At 44.7% G+C, this 17,416-nt stretch carries 12 protein-coding genes and 1 pseudogene; 5 read left to right on the forward strand and 8 right to left on the reverse strand.

Translation table 11 applies throughout. The annotated features are described in order from the left end of the window. The first annotated feature begins 144 nt into the window (after positions 1 to 144). Positions 145 to 1,269 (forward strand): alanine dehydrogenase, encoded by a 1,125-nt coding sequence (gene ald, locus L3V31_RS08390; protein WP_237315628.1) that lies wholly within the window; start codon positions 145 to 147, stop codon positions 1,267 to 1,269. A gap of 95 nt (positions 1,270 to 1,364) precedes the next feature. Here ald and L3V31_RS08395 read toward each other — a convergent pair whose 3' ends face one another. Together L3V31_RS08395 and cysB are read right to left on the reverse strand one after the other, a co-directional pair. Beyond that, positions 1,365 to 2,558 carry a methyltransferase gene (locus L3V31_RS08395; protein ID WP_237315629.1) on the reverse strand — a complete coding sequence of 398 codons (1,194 nt, stop codon included), beginning with the start codon at positions 2,556 to 2,558 and terminating at the stop codon, positions 1,365 to 1,367. 90 nt (positions 2,559 to 2,648) lie between these two features. Next, positions 2,649 to 3,623, reverse strand: coding sequence for an HTH-type transcriptional regulator CysB (cysB, locus tag L3V31_RS08400; protein WP_237315630.1), 975 nt, complete (start codon positions 3,621 to 3,623; stop codon positions 2,649 to 2,651). 326 nt (positions 3,624 to 3,949) lie between these two features. Between cysB and L3V31_RS08405 the strand changes: the two genes are divergently transcribed. The 3 genes from L3V31_RS08405 to L3V31_RS08415 all read left to right on the forward strand — a co-directional run bounded on the left by L3V31_RS08405 (position 3,950) and on the right by L3V31_RS08415 (position 6,705). Beyond that, positions 3,950 to 4,714 (forward strand): DNA repair protein, encoded by a 765-nt coding sequence (locus tag L3V31_RS08405; protein ID WP_237315795.1) that lies wholly within the window; start codon positions 3,950 to 3,952, stop codon positions 4,712 to 4,714. A gap of 101 nt (positions 4,715 to 4,815) precedes the next feature. Then, a complete protein-coding gene (locus L3V31_RS08410) occupies positions 4,816 to 5,586 on the forward strand; it encodes a tRNA isopentenyl-2-thiomethyl-A-37 hydroxylase MiaE (RefSeq protein WP_237315631.1) in 771 nt (256 codons plus the stop codon). Between the two features lie 162 nt (positions 5,587 to 5,748). Then, entirely contained in the window at positions 5,749 to 6,705 is a 957-nt protein-coding gene (locus L3V31_RS08415) for an AEC family transporter (RefSeq protein ID WP_237315632.1), read from the forward strand. A gap of 60 nt (positions 6,706 to 6,765) precedes the next feature. Here the strand turns inward: L3V31_RS08415 and L3V31_RS08420 are convergent, their stop codons facing one another. The 4 genes from L3V31_RS08420 to L3V31_RS08435 form a co-directional block, all read right to left on the reverse strand. Continuing rightward, positions 6,766 to 7,218: a MarR family transcriptional regulator gene (locus tag L3V31_RS08420; RefSeq protein ID WP_237315633.1), complete on the reverse strand. Its 453-nt coding sequence runs from the start codon at positions 7,216 to 7,218 to the stop codon at positions 6,766 to 6,768. 99 nt (positions 7,219 to 7,317) lie between these two features. Further along, positions 7,318 to 10,479, reverse strand: coding sequence for an efflux RND transporter permease subunit (locus L3V31_RS08425; RefSeq protein ID WP_237315634.1), 3,162 nt, complete (start codon positions 10,477 to 10,479; stop codon positions 7,318 to 7,320). A 2-nt stretch (positions 10,480 to 10,481) separates the two neighbouring features. After that, positions 10,482 to 11,621, reverse strand: coding sequence for an efflux RND transporter periplasmic adaptor subunit (locus L3V31_RS08430; protein WP_237315635.1), 1,140 nt, complete (start codon positions 11,619 to 11,621; stop codon positions 10,482 to 10,484). A gap of 474 nt (positions 11,622 to 12,095) precedes the next feature. Then, positions 12,096 to 13,259 carry a benzoate/H(+) symporter BenE family transporter gene (locus L3V31_RS08435; protein ID WP_237315636.1) on the reverse strand — a complete coding sequence of 388 codons (1,164 nt, stop codon included), beginning with the start codon at positions 13,257 to 13,259 and terminating at the stop codon, positions 12,096 to 12,098. A 100-nt stretch (positions 13,260 to 13,359) separates the two neighbouring features. On the opposite strand from L3V31_RS08435, the gene L3V31_RS08440 reads away from it, so the two are divergent. After that, positions 13,360 to 13,899 (forward strand): XRE family transcriptional regulator, encoded by a 540-nt coding sequence (locus L3V31_RS08440; RefSeq protein WP_237315637.1) that lies wholly within the window; start codon positions 13,360 to 13,362, stop codon positions 13,897 to 13,899. Between the two features lie 417 nt (positions 13,900 to 14,316). On the opposite strand, the gene L3V31_RS08445 is transcribed toward L3V31_RS08440, so the two are convergent. Then, positions 14,317 to 16,680: a S8 family serine peptidase gene (locus L3V31_RS08445; RefSeq protein ID WP_237315638.1), complete on the reverse strand. Its 2,364-nt coding sequence runs from the start codon at positions 16,678 to 16,680 to the stop codon at positions 14,317 to 14,319. 133 nt (positions 16,681 to 16,813) lie between these two features. After that, a pseudogene (locus L3V31_RS08450) lies at positions 16,814 to 17,391 on the reverse strand (HNH endonuclease signature motif containing protein); the annotation flags it as partial. Positions 17,392 to 17,416 lie beyond the last annotated feature (25 nt).

The following is a 17,416-nucleotide window of genomic DNA, read 5'->3' on the forward strand; positions in this document are numbered from 1 at the left end:
CTTATTACTTCCTTGCAAAAAAATATACTACAACTTCTTAATATTTGGTGCCAAATTTTACAAATCTATAACTATACTAGCTATTAATTCGATAATAACACCCTACAATCAGTTAATATAACCATTATAGAAAGAGGATACAGGATGATCATTGGCGTACCTAAGGAAATCAAAAACCACGAATATCGTGTTGGTATGATCCCAGCAAGTGTGAGAGAGTTAATCTCACATGGTCACCAAGTTTTAGTTGAGACCAACGCAGGTGCCGGCATTGGTTTTTCAGACGATGATTACATCGCTGTCGGCGCATCCATTCTCCCTCATGCTGCAGACGTTTTCGCGCAAGCAGACATGATAGTAAAAGTTAAAGAACCCCAAGCAGTCGAGAGAGCAATGCTCCGCGAAGGGCAAATTTTATTTACTTATTTACACCTAGCACCAGATTTTCCACAAACTGATGAGCTAATCAAGAGCAAAGCTGTCTGTATAGCCTATGAGACTGTAACAGATAATATGGGTCGTTTGCCACTGTTAGCACCAATGTCTGAAGTGGCAGGTCGGATGTCTATTCAAGCAGGCGCACAAACGCTAGAAAAATCGCATGGTGGTCGTGGTTTACTACTTGGCGGCGTACCAGGTGTTGAACCTGCGAAAGTGGTCATTGTGGGCGGTGGTGTCGTTGGTGCAAACGCAGCTCGTATGGCTGTGGGTCTTCGTGCAGACGTCACTATTCTTGACCGTAATGTTGATACTCTACGTAAACTTGACGAAGAATTCCAAGGCCGTGCCAAAGTCGTTTATTCTACTGAAGACGCGATTGAGAAGCATGTTCTAGAAGCCGACCTTGTCATCGGTGCAGTTCTTATCCCAGGTGCAGCAGCACCTAAACTGGTGACAAAAGAGCATATTGCGAAGATGAAGCCAGGCGCAGCGGTTGTTGACGTTGCTATCGACCAAGGCGGCTGTTTTGAGACTTCTCATGCTACCACTCATGCAGAACCGACTTACATCGTGGATGAAGTTGTTCACTACTGTGTTGCAAACATGCCAGGTGCAGTTGCCCGTACTTCTACTTTTGCGTTGAACAACGCAACATTGCCATACATTCTGAAACTAGCAAATAAAGGCTACCAAAAAGCACTTCTCGACGAGAAAGGCTTCCTTGAAGGTCTAAACGTTATTCACGGCAAAGTAACTTGTAAAGAAGTCGCAGAGAGTTTTGATCTGGAATATGTGGAAGCAGAGCAAGCAATTGCAATGTTCAACTAATGACAAAATAATTCATTTTTGTCACGTTTAGTTTACAAAAGCCCACTAACAGGTGGGCTTTTTCGCATAGAGCATTTAGATATAAATAATAACCATCACTTATATGCACAAATTAAAATATTTCGAGGTGTGACAGATTTAGCGCAAAATTCCGATAGACTGGCATGATAACCATGTTGCTCAAGATAAAGTGCTTTATCTAATGCGAGCCAGACTTCCAATGGGCGTTGAAAAACCAACTGAACTAAGCTCATTCTTTCCATATGCCAAAAGCGCTGTTCCGCTAAGGTTTCGAACTTATTAAAGTCAATCGTCTGACTAATACCTATCTCCTTTTGCTCTGCCGCCCAAAGACAAAATGCCTCAAAGCCTTCACTTAATTGTGATTTGCGGATACTAGGAACCGGTTGATACTCCTCGACCCCTAACACCTGCCGAGTTATCAAATCAAAGCCAAGCCTGAAAATCATTTCTTGCTGACGATGACGACGTACGCGCTCCCCGCCGGTCACCGTTTGTTGCAATGGAATACGGAGTTCTTGTTTCGATAGCGCTAACGTAGAGTTTTGAGCAAGCTCTGACAATGGTTGATACGTTTCACCTTGAATAAGGTGATAACAGCAAGGAGAAATCGTTATTGCCGAGATCCCCGCCTCACAGCCGTACTGAAGCAAACGCACATGTAAATCGCCACAAGCATGTAGCGCAACGGCATGCTGCGTGGGTTTAAATATGGCTTTCGCTTTTGCATCAAATGCGTCGCCTTGAATAAACGTCATCTTCCATTGATGTTCATGAGCCGCCGACTGTCCCGAATCACATAACGATTGTTGATACTCAAAGCTGGTAACGGGCTGATCCGTTTGTGTGCTAAGAATACGCCCGAGGTAGCCCTTACCCGAGCACCACTCTAACCATTCTTCACCGCAATGGCTCTGGATTGCGGCTTCTCCCATAGAAACAATTTGCTCAAGTTTACGACCAGGAATACCGCTATCTAAACTGCGTTCCAGATCCAGACCTTTTAGAGATAGCGCGTCTAATTTGATATGTTCAGAAAGTGATTTAAGTACAGGTATATAAGCGCTAATCTCAGTTAACGCTTCTTCTGGCTTTGTTTTCAAGCGTTCAATTTGAAGGGGAGAAAGAGACGCTAACCACTGACAAAGATTTGGATACTTTTCTTGCCAAGGTAATACTGGATGAATGCTGCTTTGGAATGGATCAAATCGCCACAGCGATTGGTTTTCAATCAGACAGTCATTAATAAATTGGAATCGAGTGTTCATTAAGCCCCCACCACACTAGCGGGGACGCATTATATACCTAAGCAAACCTTACAGGAACACTCGACTTGGGTGTGGGCCTGTAATTGATCGTTAACGCACTGGAAGATCGATATCTTTAAACATCTCTTCGATTTCCACGTTAGACTTCAGAGAAATAGCTTGCTCTACCACAGGTCGAGTCAAGTGCGGAGCAAATCTCTCCATAAAATCAAACATATAAGAACGAAGGAAAGTGCCACGACGGAAACCAATACTTGTGGTGCTTGCGCCGAACAAGTGGCTCGCATCAATCGAAACCAGATCACTGTCTTGCTTCTCATCGACGGCCATACTTGCAATCACGCCGACACCGATACCCATACGCACATAGGTTTTGATCACGTCAGCGTCGGTTGCAGTAAATACCACGCGAGGTGTCAGCCCTTCACGGTTAAATGCTGTGTCGAGCTCCGAGCGACCTGTAAAGCCAAATACGTAAGTAACAAGTGGATATGCGGCTAAATCATGGATGCTAATGTTGGCCTTCTTCGCCAGAGGGTGATCTTTCGGTACAACAATAGAACGATTCCAGTGATAACACGGCAACATAATTGCGTCTTGATAAAGATGCAGTGCTTCAGTCGCTATCGCAAAATTCGCCGTGCCTTTCGCAATCGCTTCTGACATTTGGGAAGGCGTACCCTGATGCATGTGCAAAGAAACTTTAGGGTAACGAGTCGTAAAACCTTTAATGACATCCGGTAAGGCATAACGCGCTTGTGTATGCGTCGTCGTGATGTTCAGTGTTCCCATTTCAGGATGCGTATGTTCAGCCGCTACCGCTTTAATACTTTCGACACGTCCAAGGATTTCTTGAGAGATTCGCACGATCTCTTCGCCTGCATTGGTCACTTGAGTTAAGTGCTTACCACTTCGCTCGAAAATTTGAATTCCCAGTTCGTCTTCCAGTAACCTCACCTGCTTACTGATACCAGGCTGTGAGGTGTACAAACTCTCAGCGGTGGCAGACACGTTCAAATTATGGTTTACAACCTCAACAATATACTTCAGTTGTTGCAGTTTCATCGTAATCCCTTACTCGTTCCCGAGACACTAAAATCGAAAGCTAAAATGATCACTCTTTTTTGAGCGATATAATAATTAGTTATAACGCGACATCCGCCAAATGAACAGTAATTTCTAACATATACCTCAAACTCATACTAAAAAATTAGAAGCAAATTAATATGCGCATGATTGAATCGTTTAAATGCTGCTTTATAGATGCGAGCAAATTCATATAAATTAAAACGTGTGGTGGGCTAAATAATCCTATAAATAGGGTGCCTTGCTGGTTGAGATTCATGTATTCTTTAGCGCTAGCCGTAGAAACTAAAAGCAGACGCAAAGATATGAATATTGGTTTAATAATCGCTTTGGTAGCCATCTTACTGGTCTTAATCCTAGGCTATAACATTATGTTGCAATACAAGGTCAAAGTAGAAACGGCAAGAAGACAGGAATCCGCTCGCTACGTTGCTTTAATTGACGGTACTGAAGAACTTATTGGTCACGCTCACCATATTCCTTTCAGCCATGATCTTCTGCTATGTCTAAACAATCGAATTCTTGATGCCTTAGAAGCGATGCAACAACTCGATCCAAAGAATAAACAGCTATCCCAACGGGTTGAAAATCTCAAGCAGCAAATTGTCCAGTTAAAATTAAACGATCAAGCTAGTGACAGCACGACGTTTAAGATGCCAAGCAGCGATAAACAAGCCATTGCGATGCTGAAACTGGTGAAACGCCTGAGAGATACCGTTCGTAATGAACACAACAAAGGTCGATTAGATACGCAAACTTATGTCAGTGAGAATGCACGCTTGGAAACGATCCAAATCCGCATCAATATCGAGAACGTGATAAAAAGAGCCAACGATTCCATTTCTCGTGGCCAACCAGGGACAGCGCTTCAGCTGCTGCGTAAAGGCATTGATGCATTGAGCACCAAAAATGATGCCTATTCCATTCAGGCTAAACAAAAGCTAGAAGAGATGCTCGGTGATTTAGATAAAAGACGTCAGGATAAAAACAACGCAGAAATTCAGCAACTGGCCGATAAAGAGCGTGACAATGATATGGAAGTGCTCTTCGGTGAGAAGAAAAAGTGGTAATATCTGCTTAGCTTTCCACTCATGGAAAAGGCTGCTCTGGCAGCCTTTTTTATATCCAGGCTCCAGTGGATAAAAATCAGAACGTAAAGTATTAAGTTAACATGATAAATTTAGATGCCTATCAAGATCTTCTTGCTCCTATCAACCAGTTTCTACAGTGCAGCACACCTGACGAGTGGGTTGAAGAAGCAAAAAAACCACAAAACCTTCAAACCATTTTGTTAGACCACCTACTTTGCGAACTCAAAGCAGGCCAATCAGCAATGTTTTTGATCCGAAAGTATGCCGTTGATCAAAACAGTTCACGCGCATTGCTAGACTGGTTTAAACCCTATGAAGATTTCGCTTATCGTAATGTAGGCTCTTTAGAAACATTGAAAGGTAAGAGTAATATTTCCAAATCAATCATAGCCAAATCAGACTCCCCTTATAGTCAGGACCTGATTGATAAAATGGTTCTTTTGATCAAAGAAGAGTTACACCACTTTTATCAAGTGCTTGAGATTATGGATAGTCGTGGAATTGAATACCAAAACATCGCGGCGAGTCGCTATGCTAAAGGGCTTATATCTCATATGAAAACCCACGAGCCTGAAACATTGATCGACAAGCTTATCATTGGCGCTTATATAGAAGCTCGCTCCTGTGAACGCTTTGCGAAACTCGCGCCACATATGGAAGAAGATATCGCTAAGTTCTACATTTCTTTGTTACGTTCCGAGGCCCGCCACTACCAAGACTACTTAGTACTGGCTGAGCAAATCGCAGGGAGAGACATTAGTGAACGCATCGAATACTTTGGACGTGTCGAAGCGGATCTTATCTTAACGCCAGATGAAGATTTCAAATTTCATAGTGGTGTACCGGCTTAATAGCCGAAACAGAAAACAGAATAAAGCCGGGGCAAGCTTCAAGGTCCCGGCTTTTTACTAAGTGAGAAAACTGAATAGAATTTCATCATTCTACTATTCCTATCCGCCTAATTTGTGGCTTAATAGCTTAAACAACAATAACTTTTCTCTATGGATTCCCGAATGGACTCGGTTTTAAATCAGTTGCAATTCTCTCTATCGATTACAGGCCCTATCTGTTTGATGCTAGTGCTCGGCGTGGTCTTTAAACGAATTGGCTTAATTGATAATAACTTTATCGATGTGGGATCAAAACTGGTCTTCAAGGTGACGCTTCCAGCCATGCTATTCATTAGCATTGTGTCTTCAGAACATGACTTCGCTTCAGCCAGTAATTTCGTCAACTATGGCATCATCGCCAGTATTTCGTTTTTTATTTTTACCTATTTTTCCGTCAAGTTCTTATTTCCAACCTCCCCTGATCAGGGCGTGCTCGTTCAAGGCGGGTTTCGTGCGAATACTGGCATCATAGGTCTTGCCTATGTGTCTAGTGCGTATGGTCCACAAGGCGTCGCGTTAGCTGCTCTCTATGTTGCGGTAACCACCTTTATTTATAACGTACAAGCGGTGATCTGCTTATCACCTAAAGGGGCGACACCCGTCTCTCAGGGCGCGAAATTGATGTTTCGTACACTCACTAAAAATCCGTTGATTATTTCCATTGTTCTCGGGATCTTTTTTTACATACTAGCTATCCCTGTGCCTAAAATCGCAATTGATGTGGGTAATTATTTGTCGAAGATGACACTACCTCTTGCATTGTTATGCACGGGCGGATCGTTGAATTTGCGTTTAATGAGACAAGAGAAAGGTCCATCATGGTTTGCCAGTAGTTACAAACTTCTGGTAGCGCCAGCGGTAATCACATTAGGTGCGTATTTGGTCGGATTTAGGGGTGTTGAGCTAGGCATTTTGTTCTTTATGAACGCCTCGCCGGTTGCAGCTGCTAGTTACGTAATGGCCCGAGCTATGGGAGGAAACTCCGTGCTGGCGGCAAACATTATCGCGATGACAACGGTTATTTCCACATTGACCTGTACCCTCGGGATCATTATGTTGAATTCTCTGGATCTGATTTAAGAATAAAGCCAGTAGTCGGGAGCTAATATAGTCTTGTTGGTATCTCTCCTTTCTTCATTGTCAGTCATTATTGGCTAGCGTCACCTTCCTGATCAGACGAACGAATTCCGACGTTTCCGAGTCAGACAAGCAAGAGAAGAAATCCCGCTGTAAGTTTGTCATGATCTCATGTACTTTTTGCAACGTTTGCTGGCCTTCAATTGTCAGACTTAGCATCTTGATTCTTCGGTTGGATTCACATTTAGAGACCTGCACCAAACCGCGCTTGTGCAAATTATCCACCATACGCTTCGCAACACTACGTTCACAAATTACAGCATTCGCTAATGCTTGCTGACTCATTGGCTGAAATTCTTCGATCGCCGCTAGCGCACTCGCCATCTCTAAGGTGATCAAACTTTGACGAGATAGTTCTACCTGTGCGCGATTTCGATACATACGTTGCATCACACCACATACAAACATCGGGCTTTTGTCTAAAACGGTAATAGGAGAAATCTTTTTATCTTTCATGGATGGCTATTTTAAAGTAGAGCAGATAAACAAAGAGCGCCGAAGCGCTCTTATATTACAAAACTATCAGTAGTATACCTTAGTTCAAACCATTAGGGTCTACTTTGGAGATTCTGATTCGTGAGCCAGCACCTGTTGTTCTTCCTCTTCCTGCTCCTTTCTCGCTTTGCGGTCAAACAAACGCTCTACCACAACAAAGAAAATTGGAACAAAAAAGATGCCCAACAATGTGGCACTCACCATACCACCAAGTACACCCGTACCTACTGCATTCTGGCCCGCAGAGCCTACACCTGAACTGATCGCAAGAGGCACAACGCCAAGGCCAAACGCCAGTGAGGTCATGATGATTGGGCGAAGACGCACTCGAATCGCATGCAATGTCGCTTCAATAAGTCCCGCCCCCTTCTCGTAGTAATCTTTGGCAAATTCAACGATCAGAATGGCGTTCTTTGTCGCCAGACCAACAGTGGTCAACAGACTTACCTGGAAGAACACATCGTTATCCAAGCCTCGTCCCATCACCGCAAGCACTGCACCAAGCACACCCAGAGGTACCACTAATACAACTGCAAACGGTACAGACCAACTTTCATAAAGCGCGGCAAGTACTAGGAAAACAACCATAATCGACAACGCATATAGCATTGGAGCCTGATTTCCGGATAGGCGCTCTTCATAAGAGATGCCAGTCCACTTCACCTGAAAGCCTTCAGGTAACTGTTTTACCAACGCTTCAATCTCGGCCATCGCGTCACCTGTACTAACGCCAGGAGCTGCACCACCTTGAATGTTCATCGCAGGTAAGCCATCAAAACGTTGCAACTGAGGTGAGCCATACGTCCACTCACCGTACGAAAATGCAGAGAATGGCACCATGTCACCATTGGCGTTACGTACGTACCAAGAATCAAAGTCTTTAGGCTGCATACGGAACTCAGCATCACTCTGCAGCATCACCTTTTTAACACGACCGCGGTCAATGTAATCGTTGATGTAAGCCCCACCCCATGCAGAAGACAAGATTTGGTTTACATCATCAATGCTCACATTCAACGCGCGTAGCTTAGCGTGGTCAACGTGTACTTGGTACATCGGCGCATCAGCCTGGCCATTAGGACGCACACCAACAAGATTGGGATTTTGTGCCGCCATGCCAAGTAACTGACCTTGCGCTGCAACTAATGCATCATGCCCTTGGTTCAACGCGTCTTGAAGGTAGAAATCAAAGCCAGTGGCGTTACCTAACTCTTGGATTGCTGGAGGCGCAAAAGCATAGACCATCGCCTCTTTGATCGTAGAGAAGTAACCCATCGCTCGGCCCGTTAATGACGCAGCATCCATTCCTGGCTCTTTACGCTCTGACCAGTCCTTCAAGTTAACAAACGCCATACCCATATTTTGACCCTGACCCGCGAAGCTAAAGCCAGCCACGGTAAATATCGAGTTCACGGCATCTTTTTCTTCTTCAAGGAAGTACTCTCGCATCTTGTCGAGCGTTTTCTCGGTTTGTTCCTGCGTTGAGTTCGGTGGCAAAATCGACATAGAGAAGACAGTGCCTTGGTCTTCATCAGGTAAGAAAGACGTCGACAGATTAGTAAAGAACCAACCTGCACCTGCGGATAATGCAAAAAACAACAGCATCATACGACCCGTGCGCTTTAGTAATCTTGCTACACCCGATTCGTATCTTGAGGTTAAGGAGTCAAACGTACGGTTGAACCAGCCAAAGAATCCTTTCTTCTCAGCCAGCTCCGCATCCCCTTTTTTCAGCAAGGTTGCACACAGCGCTGGCGTCAAGATGATCGCTACTAGTACAGAAAGCGTCATGGCAGCAACAATCGTTATCGAAAACTGACGATAAATAACCCCGGTAGATCCCGTCATAAATGCCATCGGTACAAATACCGCAGACAAGGTCAAACCAACACCCACCAATGCACCAGTGATCTGCCCCATCGATTTTTTGGTCGCTTCTTTAGGTTCGAGCCCATCTTCGTGCATCACACGTTCAACGTTCTCTACCACTACGATGGCATCATCCACCAGCAAGCCGATGGCCAGGACCATAGCAAACATGGTTAAGGTGTTGACACTAAAGCCTGTCGTATACAGAACCGCAAACGTACCCAGCAAAACAACCGGAACCGCAATGGTCGGAATAAGCGTCGCACGGAAGTTCTGTAAGAACAGGTACATGATCAAGAACACCAAAACAATCGCTTCCAGTAGCGTCTTCACCACTTCATGAATCGATGCTTCAACGAAAGGCGTGGTTTCAAATGGGTAGGCGATCTTTAAACCAGCCGGAAAGTTCTCTTGCAACTGCGCCAACCGCTCTTTTACCGCTGCTGCCGTTTCCAGCGCGTTCGCTCCAGTACCCAGAGAAAGACCCAAACCCGATGCAGGGTAGCCATTGTATTGACCCTTGATGTCGTAACTTTCCGCACCACGTTCAACCCGAGCAACGTCTTTCAAATACACATTCGCGCCACTGCTATCGGACTTAAGAATGATATTTTCAAACTCTTTAACACTACTCAAACGGCTTGCAGAAGAGATCGTCGCGTTCAGCAGTTGCCCTTTTTGTGCTGGCGCAGCGCCAAGTTGACCAGACGAAACCTGAGCGTTTTGCTCTCTGATCGCACCAGCGACATCGATCGCAGTTAAGTTAAACTGGGTTAATTTGAATGGATCTAACCAGACACGCATCGCATATTGTGCACCAAACGCCTGCACCTTACCGACACCGGTTACACGGCTGATTGGATCTTCAATGTTCGATACCACATAGTCCGCGATGTCATTCTGTGTGTAGTCAGGATCTTCAGAATACAGTGCCACAACCAACAAGAAAGAGGTGTTCGATTTTTCAACAACGATACCTTGGCTTTGTACTTCACTCGGCAACGAGGTCAGCGCCAACTGTAGCTTGTTTTGTACCTGAACTTGAGCAATATCCGGATCGGCTTCACTGTCAAATGTGAGCGTGACCGTCGCATTACCAAACGCATCACTGCTTGATGAAAGATAACGCAAGTAGTCAAGGCCGGTCATATTTTGCTCGATGACCTGCGTAACGGAATCTTCAACCGTTTGTGCAGACGCCCCTGGGTAACGAGCAGAGATCGTGACCGTCGGCGGTGAAATAGTTGGATACTGCGACACTGGTAAATTCATCAGGGACATGATCCCCGCCAGCATGGTCAGAATAGCCAGAACCCAAGCAAAGACCGGACGATCGATAAAGAATCGTGCCATGATTACTCCTGCTCTCCGGTTTGAATGATTACAGAACTACCTGGACCTACCTTTTGTAGACCAGCTGTAATGACTTTGTCGCCCGCTTTTAGGCCGTCGATGATACGCCATTGATTATCAACCACTTCCGCTGTTGATACCGGAGTCGAGACGACTTCGTTTTCTGCATTAACAACCATGACGATCGCTTGCCCCCTTGCATCACGAGTCACCGTGTTTTGAGGAACAAGAATCGCCTCAGGATCCACACCTGTGATTACCGTGGCACGAACAAACATGCCCGGTAGCAGCAAGCCATCTGGGTTAGGGAATTCCGCACGCAGTGTAACACTCCCAGTGCTCTCATCGACATTCACTTCGACAAACTTCATTGTGCCTGTATGGGCATAAGTCGAACCGTCTTCTAATTCTAAAGTCACTTCGGCAGACTCATCCTGCTGGATATGCCCTTTCGCCAGAGCAGATTTCAGACGTAGCAACTGAGCAGATGATTGCACGATGTCGATATTGATTGGGTTAAGCTGTTGAATCGTCGCTAACGTGTCAGACTGGTTTGCGGTAACCAAAGCACCAGCGGTGACACTTGATTTACCAATAACACCGCTGATAGGTGCCTTGACCTGAGTGTAAGACAAATTGATTTTCGCAGTATTGATCGCCGCTTTAGCTACTAATGCTTGAGCTTTTGCTTCTTTGTACGCTGCCTCTGCTTCATCGAGATCTTGTTGACTGATTGATTTTTTTGAAATTAGGGCACGGTAGCGCTTAACCGTTGCAAAGGTTGATTCTTCAGTCGCATTAGCGCGGATCAATTCTGCTTCAGCACTTAATAGAGCCGCTTGATAGGTTGAATCGTCGATTTGGTACAGTGACTGTCCTTGTTCGACAACACCACCTTCAACAAAGTTACGATCAGAGACAATACCGCTAACCTGCGGGCGAACCTCTGCTTCTTTGAATGCACGGCTACGACCCGGCAATTCTACCGTTAACATTTGACGAACAGGCTCAACCGTCATCACTTCGACTTCTGTTGCCTGTCCGGCACCACCGCCCTGATTTGTACCTTCTTGACTTGGTTGGCATCCAGCCATAAACAGGCTCGACGCAATCAACAGCGATAGCGTAGTTTTACGTCTCATTAAACATCTCTCTTTGTTACTTTCTCTAAAAACCATTTAGGCAACTAAAATCACTTAAAAAATGTGGTTATAATTGATGAAGTTACATTCAAAAATTATGTAGGATGATAGTTATCCGGTGTTGTATATACAACAACATTTACGTTTCTATACGCTTGCAAAATACGTTTGTCTGAAAGGTGTGCTTAACATCTCAAAACTGATCATTTTGCGTTGGAAATCACATTTTTCTGTGTGCAATAACATCGCTTAAAAAGAAGACAGAATGATGAAATTACCACCACTCGCTTGTACAAAAATTTGATCCCAAGTCCACTTTTATTTCTTAAACGCCTAAGAAACAATTCGTAGATAACCAAAAGTAATGTTAGCTAATGCACTAAAAATGACCTGAATTTATGCATGCATTCTTATTTTTAGTACCCGAACCCGGGTCAGGATCAATCAACACTACACTTGCGTCGCTGGCAGCGTTTATGCGCGACTTGCTTTATGAGTTAAACGTAGATGCATCATCCCCACCAACAAGCCCCATAATGTCGCGCTCACACCAAGAAAACTGATCCCGGACAGAGTGATAAGAAAGGTAAACAATGCCGACTCTCTGTATCCTTCGTCATGGAAAGCCGATTGCAGACACATCATTAACGTGCCTAACAAGGCAAATCCAGCCAGAATTTTTGTCACTTCGTCAGGTAGTGATAGAAAGATCGCCACAACCGTTGTCGCAAACACACCAGCAATCAGATAGAAGGCTCCGGCCCATAACACCGCGCGATAACGTTGTGTTTTGTCGGAGTCCACTTCAGGTGTCATACAAATTGCAGCTGAAATTGCAGCAAGGTTGACGCTAAAACCACCGAATGGGGCTGAGAAAATATTGGTGATGCCGGTACCTATCAAAATGGGCTTCACTGGCGTGCCATATTGGTAGCTTTTCATCATCGCAATACCGGGCAAATTCTGAGAAAGCATCGTAATGATATAGAGCGGAATGGATAAGTTCAGCATAGCACCAAGATCGAAATTCGGAGTCACCCATATTGGCTGAGCAATAGAAAGTTCCTTGATGTTAATTACCGCGCCTTCCACTCCAATAGCGCAAACCACACCTAAGAGCAGAAGTACCAGCATTGCGTACCTTGGAATCGTATTCTTAGCCAATAAAAAGCCAGCAAACATAATTAGAAAGGTGATTGGTGCACCGCTGGCGGCCTGAAAGCTCCCCAAACAGAACGGCAGTAAAATAGCGCCAAGCATCGAAGTACCCAATTGTGGTGGAATGCGTTCAAGTGCTCGGCTCAACGGCGTAATCAGTCCGGTTAATAAGATGAGAACACCGGAGATGACAAAAGAGCCGATGACGACTGGCAATTCATACTGCTGTGAAGCAACGACCAACATTGCCGCACCGGGTGTTGACCACGCGGTTAATATCGGCGTTTTATACAACCAGGAGTATGCGATGGAGGTTATTCCCATTGTGATGCCCAAGGCCAATAACCAACTTTCTATTTGATTAGGTGTCGCCCCGGCAGAGGTTGCCGCCTGAATGATGATCACCACCGAGCTTGTGTAGCCTACTAACACGGCAGTAAACCCTGCTGACAAGTGGCTTAAATTGAACAGCTTTTTCATCCTTCGTTCTTCCCTGCTTTATGGTAAAATTTATGTGCGCTATAACATACAAACAAAAAGATAACACCGTGCGCAATAACGCACAACAAGGTATTTAGTTATGAATGAATCCGCATTTAAAACAGAGATCGCTCATCACCTGAAGTCTGAAAGAAAAAAAAGAGGATTGAGTCTAGATGCCACCTCTAAACTGACTGGGGTTTCAAAAGCGATGCTAGGGCAAATCGAGCGACAAGAATCAAGCCCGACGATTTCGACACTTTGGAAAATTGCCAGTGGACTGGAGACGTCATTCTCTGCGTTTTTTGCCAATGACCCAGAGCTACGCTCTGCCGACCGAGCCTTCCCCGACGACTCAAAGATGAAAGTGAATACACTGTTTCCTTATAAAGCAGACTCTGGCTTGGAAATGTTTGAGATCACCTTGACTGGACATCATCGCCAAATGTCTTCTCCACATGGTGTGGGTGTGATTGAACATATTCACGTGCTTAGTGGTGAAATGAATGTTTACTTCAATGATGAATGGCATCACCTAAGTACGGGAGAGAGCATTCGCTTTTTTAGCGACCAACCACATGGTTACGAAGCGGCGACAGAAACAACGACCTTTCAGAACATCGTTTGCTATCCGAGATGAGCATCTCTCGCGAGTGTTGATTGGAACTAACCTCCCATTCAGGCACTAAAAGAGTCGTGGAAAGTGTATAACCCTCAGATTAAAGACTACATTTTAAGAGCCGATGTCCCAACCAGTGCCCCAAGTCATGGTGTCCCTGGCAACGAATAGTTAGGCTTAATTTCTTCCTGTGTTTAGCCAGAGTGGTAATGCTCTGGTTTCTTTTTGCGCTTCATTTATCAGCAGTAAAAAATCTCAATCTAACATAACTAGGCTTGGGATAGTCCAAGGCTAGGAGTCTAATATCAGCACAGAGTGCCGCATATCTGCGCTCAAACATAAATCGTAGGCTCGAAAAGCTAAAATCAGAAAACCCCAAACATCGAGTTTGGGGTTTTCAAAGCGCCTAACGGCAAGGTTAGAGAACTCTTTTACTTATCAAAAAGAAACGACTACTTCACCGGAACAATTAACAGTTCCCGTTTCACATACATAATAGCTATAAGTCGCATTGCCTCTGCCTATTTTTTCATCCGGATACGTTCCTCCGGATACACTAGGGGCAATAAGGTTGCCATCTCGGTAAACATCGACACTGGTTGATGCGTTCCAGCTCAGAACCACATCATGCCATCCCGATTTAGCGGTGTTAGGAGTTGCTTCTAACCCAAACGAATCTACAGGGTCAGTAGTATTCCCCTCTCCAACCAAAGTTTCGATCACAAGTTTATCAACGAATATTTCATCCAACTGAGTGTTTCCAGCGGTACGGTCAGTGTCGATTACCCGAATATAAACGGTACCGTCAATTCCCGCAGGCAAATTGGCACTATAGCTTTTCGTAACTCCATTAACAAAGAACCCGTCTATATTCAGATAGCTCGAACCATCAATAGAATAACTAAAAATAAAGGATTCCCCATCAGAAGAAACGCTTGAGCCAGCCTCAACAATTAGTGTGGAGCTACCTACTGGAACACCGGTAAATACCCAAGTGTGTTGCAGATAACTATAGCGATTGGCTGGTTTTCCTCCGGATAAACGCTCGGTAATGGTTTGAACGCTCACACCCGCTTCAGCAATATCTGCATAAGTACCCGTTACCGTACCTGCACCAAATATTTCACTGCTGGCAGTGGTAGTTTGAACCGTATCTGGAGGTGTACTAAACGTGGTAGCTGTAGCCACATAAGTATAGGCGGAACCCGATTCGTTATACGCACCAACTCGATAGTCATAAGTTGTATCAGGGTCTAAACCCGTATCGCTGTAGGAAGTGACATTTGCCCCAACGGTAGTAAGGTAAACGCTGTCACGCTCAATATGGAACCCTTGTTCATTATTCGAATTATCTGCCCACGTAAGCGTGATTTCTGTATCGGCATCTGCCGTCGCTGAGAGTGCGCTTGGCGCAGTGGGTAAAGTCGCAGGCTCTTGAACCGCATTCAATGCGTTGAGAACACCTCCAGAGACTGTTTTGCCTACTAAAGATGTCAGTGGACGAGTCGTGCTCAAAATACGGCTTTTAATTTCTGCATAGCCCCATTCGGGATGCATGCTCGCCACCAAAACAGCGACACCAGCGACATGAGGAGCAGCCATTGAGGTGCCTGACGCTATTTCATAGCCTCCAGTTATCGTATATGTACTCACGATGTCTTCGCCCGGCGCCCCGAGATCGACACTACCACTACCATAGTTTGAAAATGCAGACAGATCATCGTTTGCGTTTGTTGACGCGACCGAAATGATATTACCTAGGTTAAAAGAAGAAGGGTAATCCGGTGTCGAATCGTTATTATCCCCTACGCCATCGCTACCGCCATTGCCCGCAGCAGCGATAAATAGGTGGCCACCACTAATCGCCGCACTTTGAATCGCGTTATACAAAGCCGAGGAATATTCAGGCTCTCCTCCCCAGCTATTGTTTGATATTTTCGCGCCATTCGCCACGGCGTACTCAATTGCACTAATAGCATCACTTGTGTAGCCAGATCCATCGGCACCAAGGAAACGCAGTGCCATAATTTGGCATTGCCACGCAACGCCTGCTACGCCTACTTTATTATCACCTTGGGCACATATCGTTCCAGATACGTGCGTTCCGTGTCCATGTTCATCCATTGGGTCATTATCATCATTATAAAAGTCATAACCATGTACTCCCTCGGAACTTCCTGGGTTGGTGTTCACCCACATATTGCCCACTAAGTCTTCATGGTTATAATCCACCCCAGTGTCAATCACCGCAACAATGACATCCGAACTACCTGTAGTTATGTCCCAAGCCAAATTAGCATCAATATCCGCGCCAGCCGTTATTGGGAACAAAGTACCTAAGAAAGGCCCCCACAAATTAATATAAAAGCTGCCGTCATTATTCGGAGCCCATTGCAAACCCTCGGTATAGTAATAATCATCGGGTTCGACGTAAGCTCGAATAACATAGTCAGGCTCTACGAAATCGACAAAAGGCAACCGCTGTAAAGTTTCAATCGCCTTTTCTACACTACGACCGGGGCCTAACTGCAGATGTTCGAGTGCATTGACGATGGCATATTGGCGCATCGTTTTACCGTTCACCAATTGCCTTGCTTGTTGTTTATTCGCCGCGCTGGCTTCTGGTTTAAAACGTATCAGAACCGACTCTGACGAGTACGCTAAAGATGGAGTATTTTCAAGTTCAGCACGAGCCGTAAGAGAGGCCGCATGAACAGGGATAGAGATAAGAGCGAGGAACAAAACACACCACAGTTTTTTAGTCAGAGCTCTTATAGCTTTAAGAATGGGGCTAGTAAACATAGTAGTTCTCTTCTTATTGAGTGTTTACACAGTTCACTAATCAGTCTAGGACAGTTTTTGTCTAAAGCATGTTTTTAGAAATGTTTTAATATACGTTCGTAACGTTTTATTTTTACTTCTGTAGATATTTATCTTAGAAGACCTTAAATAACTCTGCACGATGATAACCGAGATAAGCCTTATGCTCTGGACGAACATTAAAATACATGCCCTCTCTCAGCCCGATTACTGTAGAATCTTCTAAGTGGCTAGAGATCATAACTTCTCCGTTATCATCAAAAGAAATAAAACCAATATCAAATGCTTTATCCAAATTAGCCAGCAGTAAGAGCCCATTAAATTTATCCAGACGCTCTTCATTATTTGAATCACGCCAAGGTTTTATATGAGAGGCCAACAACATTTGCGTGTTTCTATATCCCGTAACCGCGCACCCACGCCACATTTGAATAAGATTCGACCGAAACTGCCCTTGTCCCATCCTAATATTTACTAGAATCGTTTTTCTGTTTCCGATAATGTCTTATCCGACATAACTTGCTTAGTATCTGCATTTACATCGACTTGAGATAGATCTGCTAGAAATTTTTGATAATGAGAAAGTGCCGAACTGTGCATCCTCTTCCCTTTAAAGCTGCGAATTTGAAACTCCTCTAACCTCTTTACCTTTTTTTTATAATCAAGAAATTTTCGTCATGTCTGCATCGGTGAGTGAGAGACTGTTGTAATTAGGAAT

This window comes from Vibrio sp. J1-1 (genome assembly GCF_021728395.1).
GTDB lineage: Bacteria > Pseudomonadota > Gammaproteobacteria > Enterobacterales > Vibrionaceae > Vibrio.

Excerpts from the sequence above, each read along its gene's own strand:
- ald (WP_237315628.1), top strand. The coding sequence starts at position 145 with ATGATCATTGGCGTACCTAAGGAAATCAAAAACCACGAATATCGTGTT.
- L3V31_RS08395 (WP_237315629.1), bottom strand. The coding sequence starts at position 2,558 with ATGAACACTCGATTCCAATTTATTAATGACTGTCTGATTGAAAACCAA.
- cysB (WP_237315630.1), bottom strand. The coding sequence starts at position 3,623 with ATGAAACTGCAACAACTGAAGTATATTGTTGAGGTTGTAAACCATAAT.
- L3V31_RS08405 (WP_237315795.1), top strand. The coding sequence starts at position 3,950 with ATGAATATTGGTTTAATAATCGCTTTGGTAGCCATCTTACTGGTCTTA.
- L3V31_RS08410 (WP_237315631.1), top strand. The coding sequence starts at position 4,816 with ATGATAAATTTAGATGCCTATCAAGATCTTCTTGCTCCTATCAACCAG.
- L3V31_RS08415 (WP_237315632.1), top strand. The coding sequence starts at position 5,749 with ATGGACTCGGTTTTAAATCAGTTGCAATTCTCTCTATCGATTACAGGC.
- L3V31_RS08420 (WP_237315633.1), bottom strand. The coding sequence starts at position 7,218 with ATGAAAGATAAAAAGATTTCTCCTATTACCGTTTTAGACAAAAGCCCG.
- L3V31_RS08425 (WP_237315634.1), bottom strand. The coding sequence starts at position 10,479 with ATGGCACGATTCTTTATCGATCGTCCGGTCTTTGCTTGGGTTCTGGCT.
- L3V31_RS08430 (WP_237315635.1), bottom strand. The coding sequence starts at position 11,621 with ATGAGACGTAAAACTACGCTATCGCTGTTGATTGCGTCGAGCCTGTTT.
- L3V31_RS08435 (WP_237315636.1), bottom strand. The coding sequence starts at position 13,259 with ATGAAAAAGCTGTTCAATTTAAGCCACTTGTCAGCAGGGTTTACTGCC.
- L3V31_RS08440 (WP_237315637.1), top strand. The coding sequence starts at position 13,360 with ATGAATGAATCCGCATTTAAAACAGAGATCGCTCATCACCTGAAGTCT.
- L3V31_RS08445 (WP_237315638.1), bottom strand. The coding sequence starts at position 16,680 with ATGTTTACTAGCCCCATTCTTAAAGCTATAAGAGCTCTGACTAAAAAA.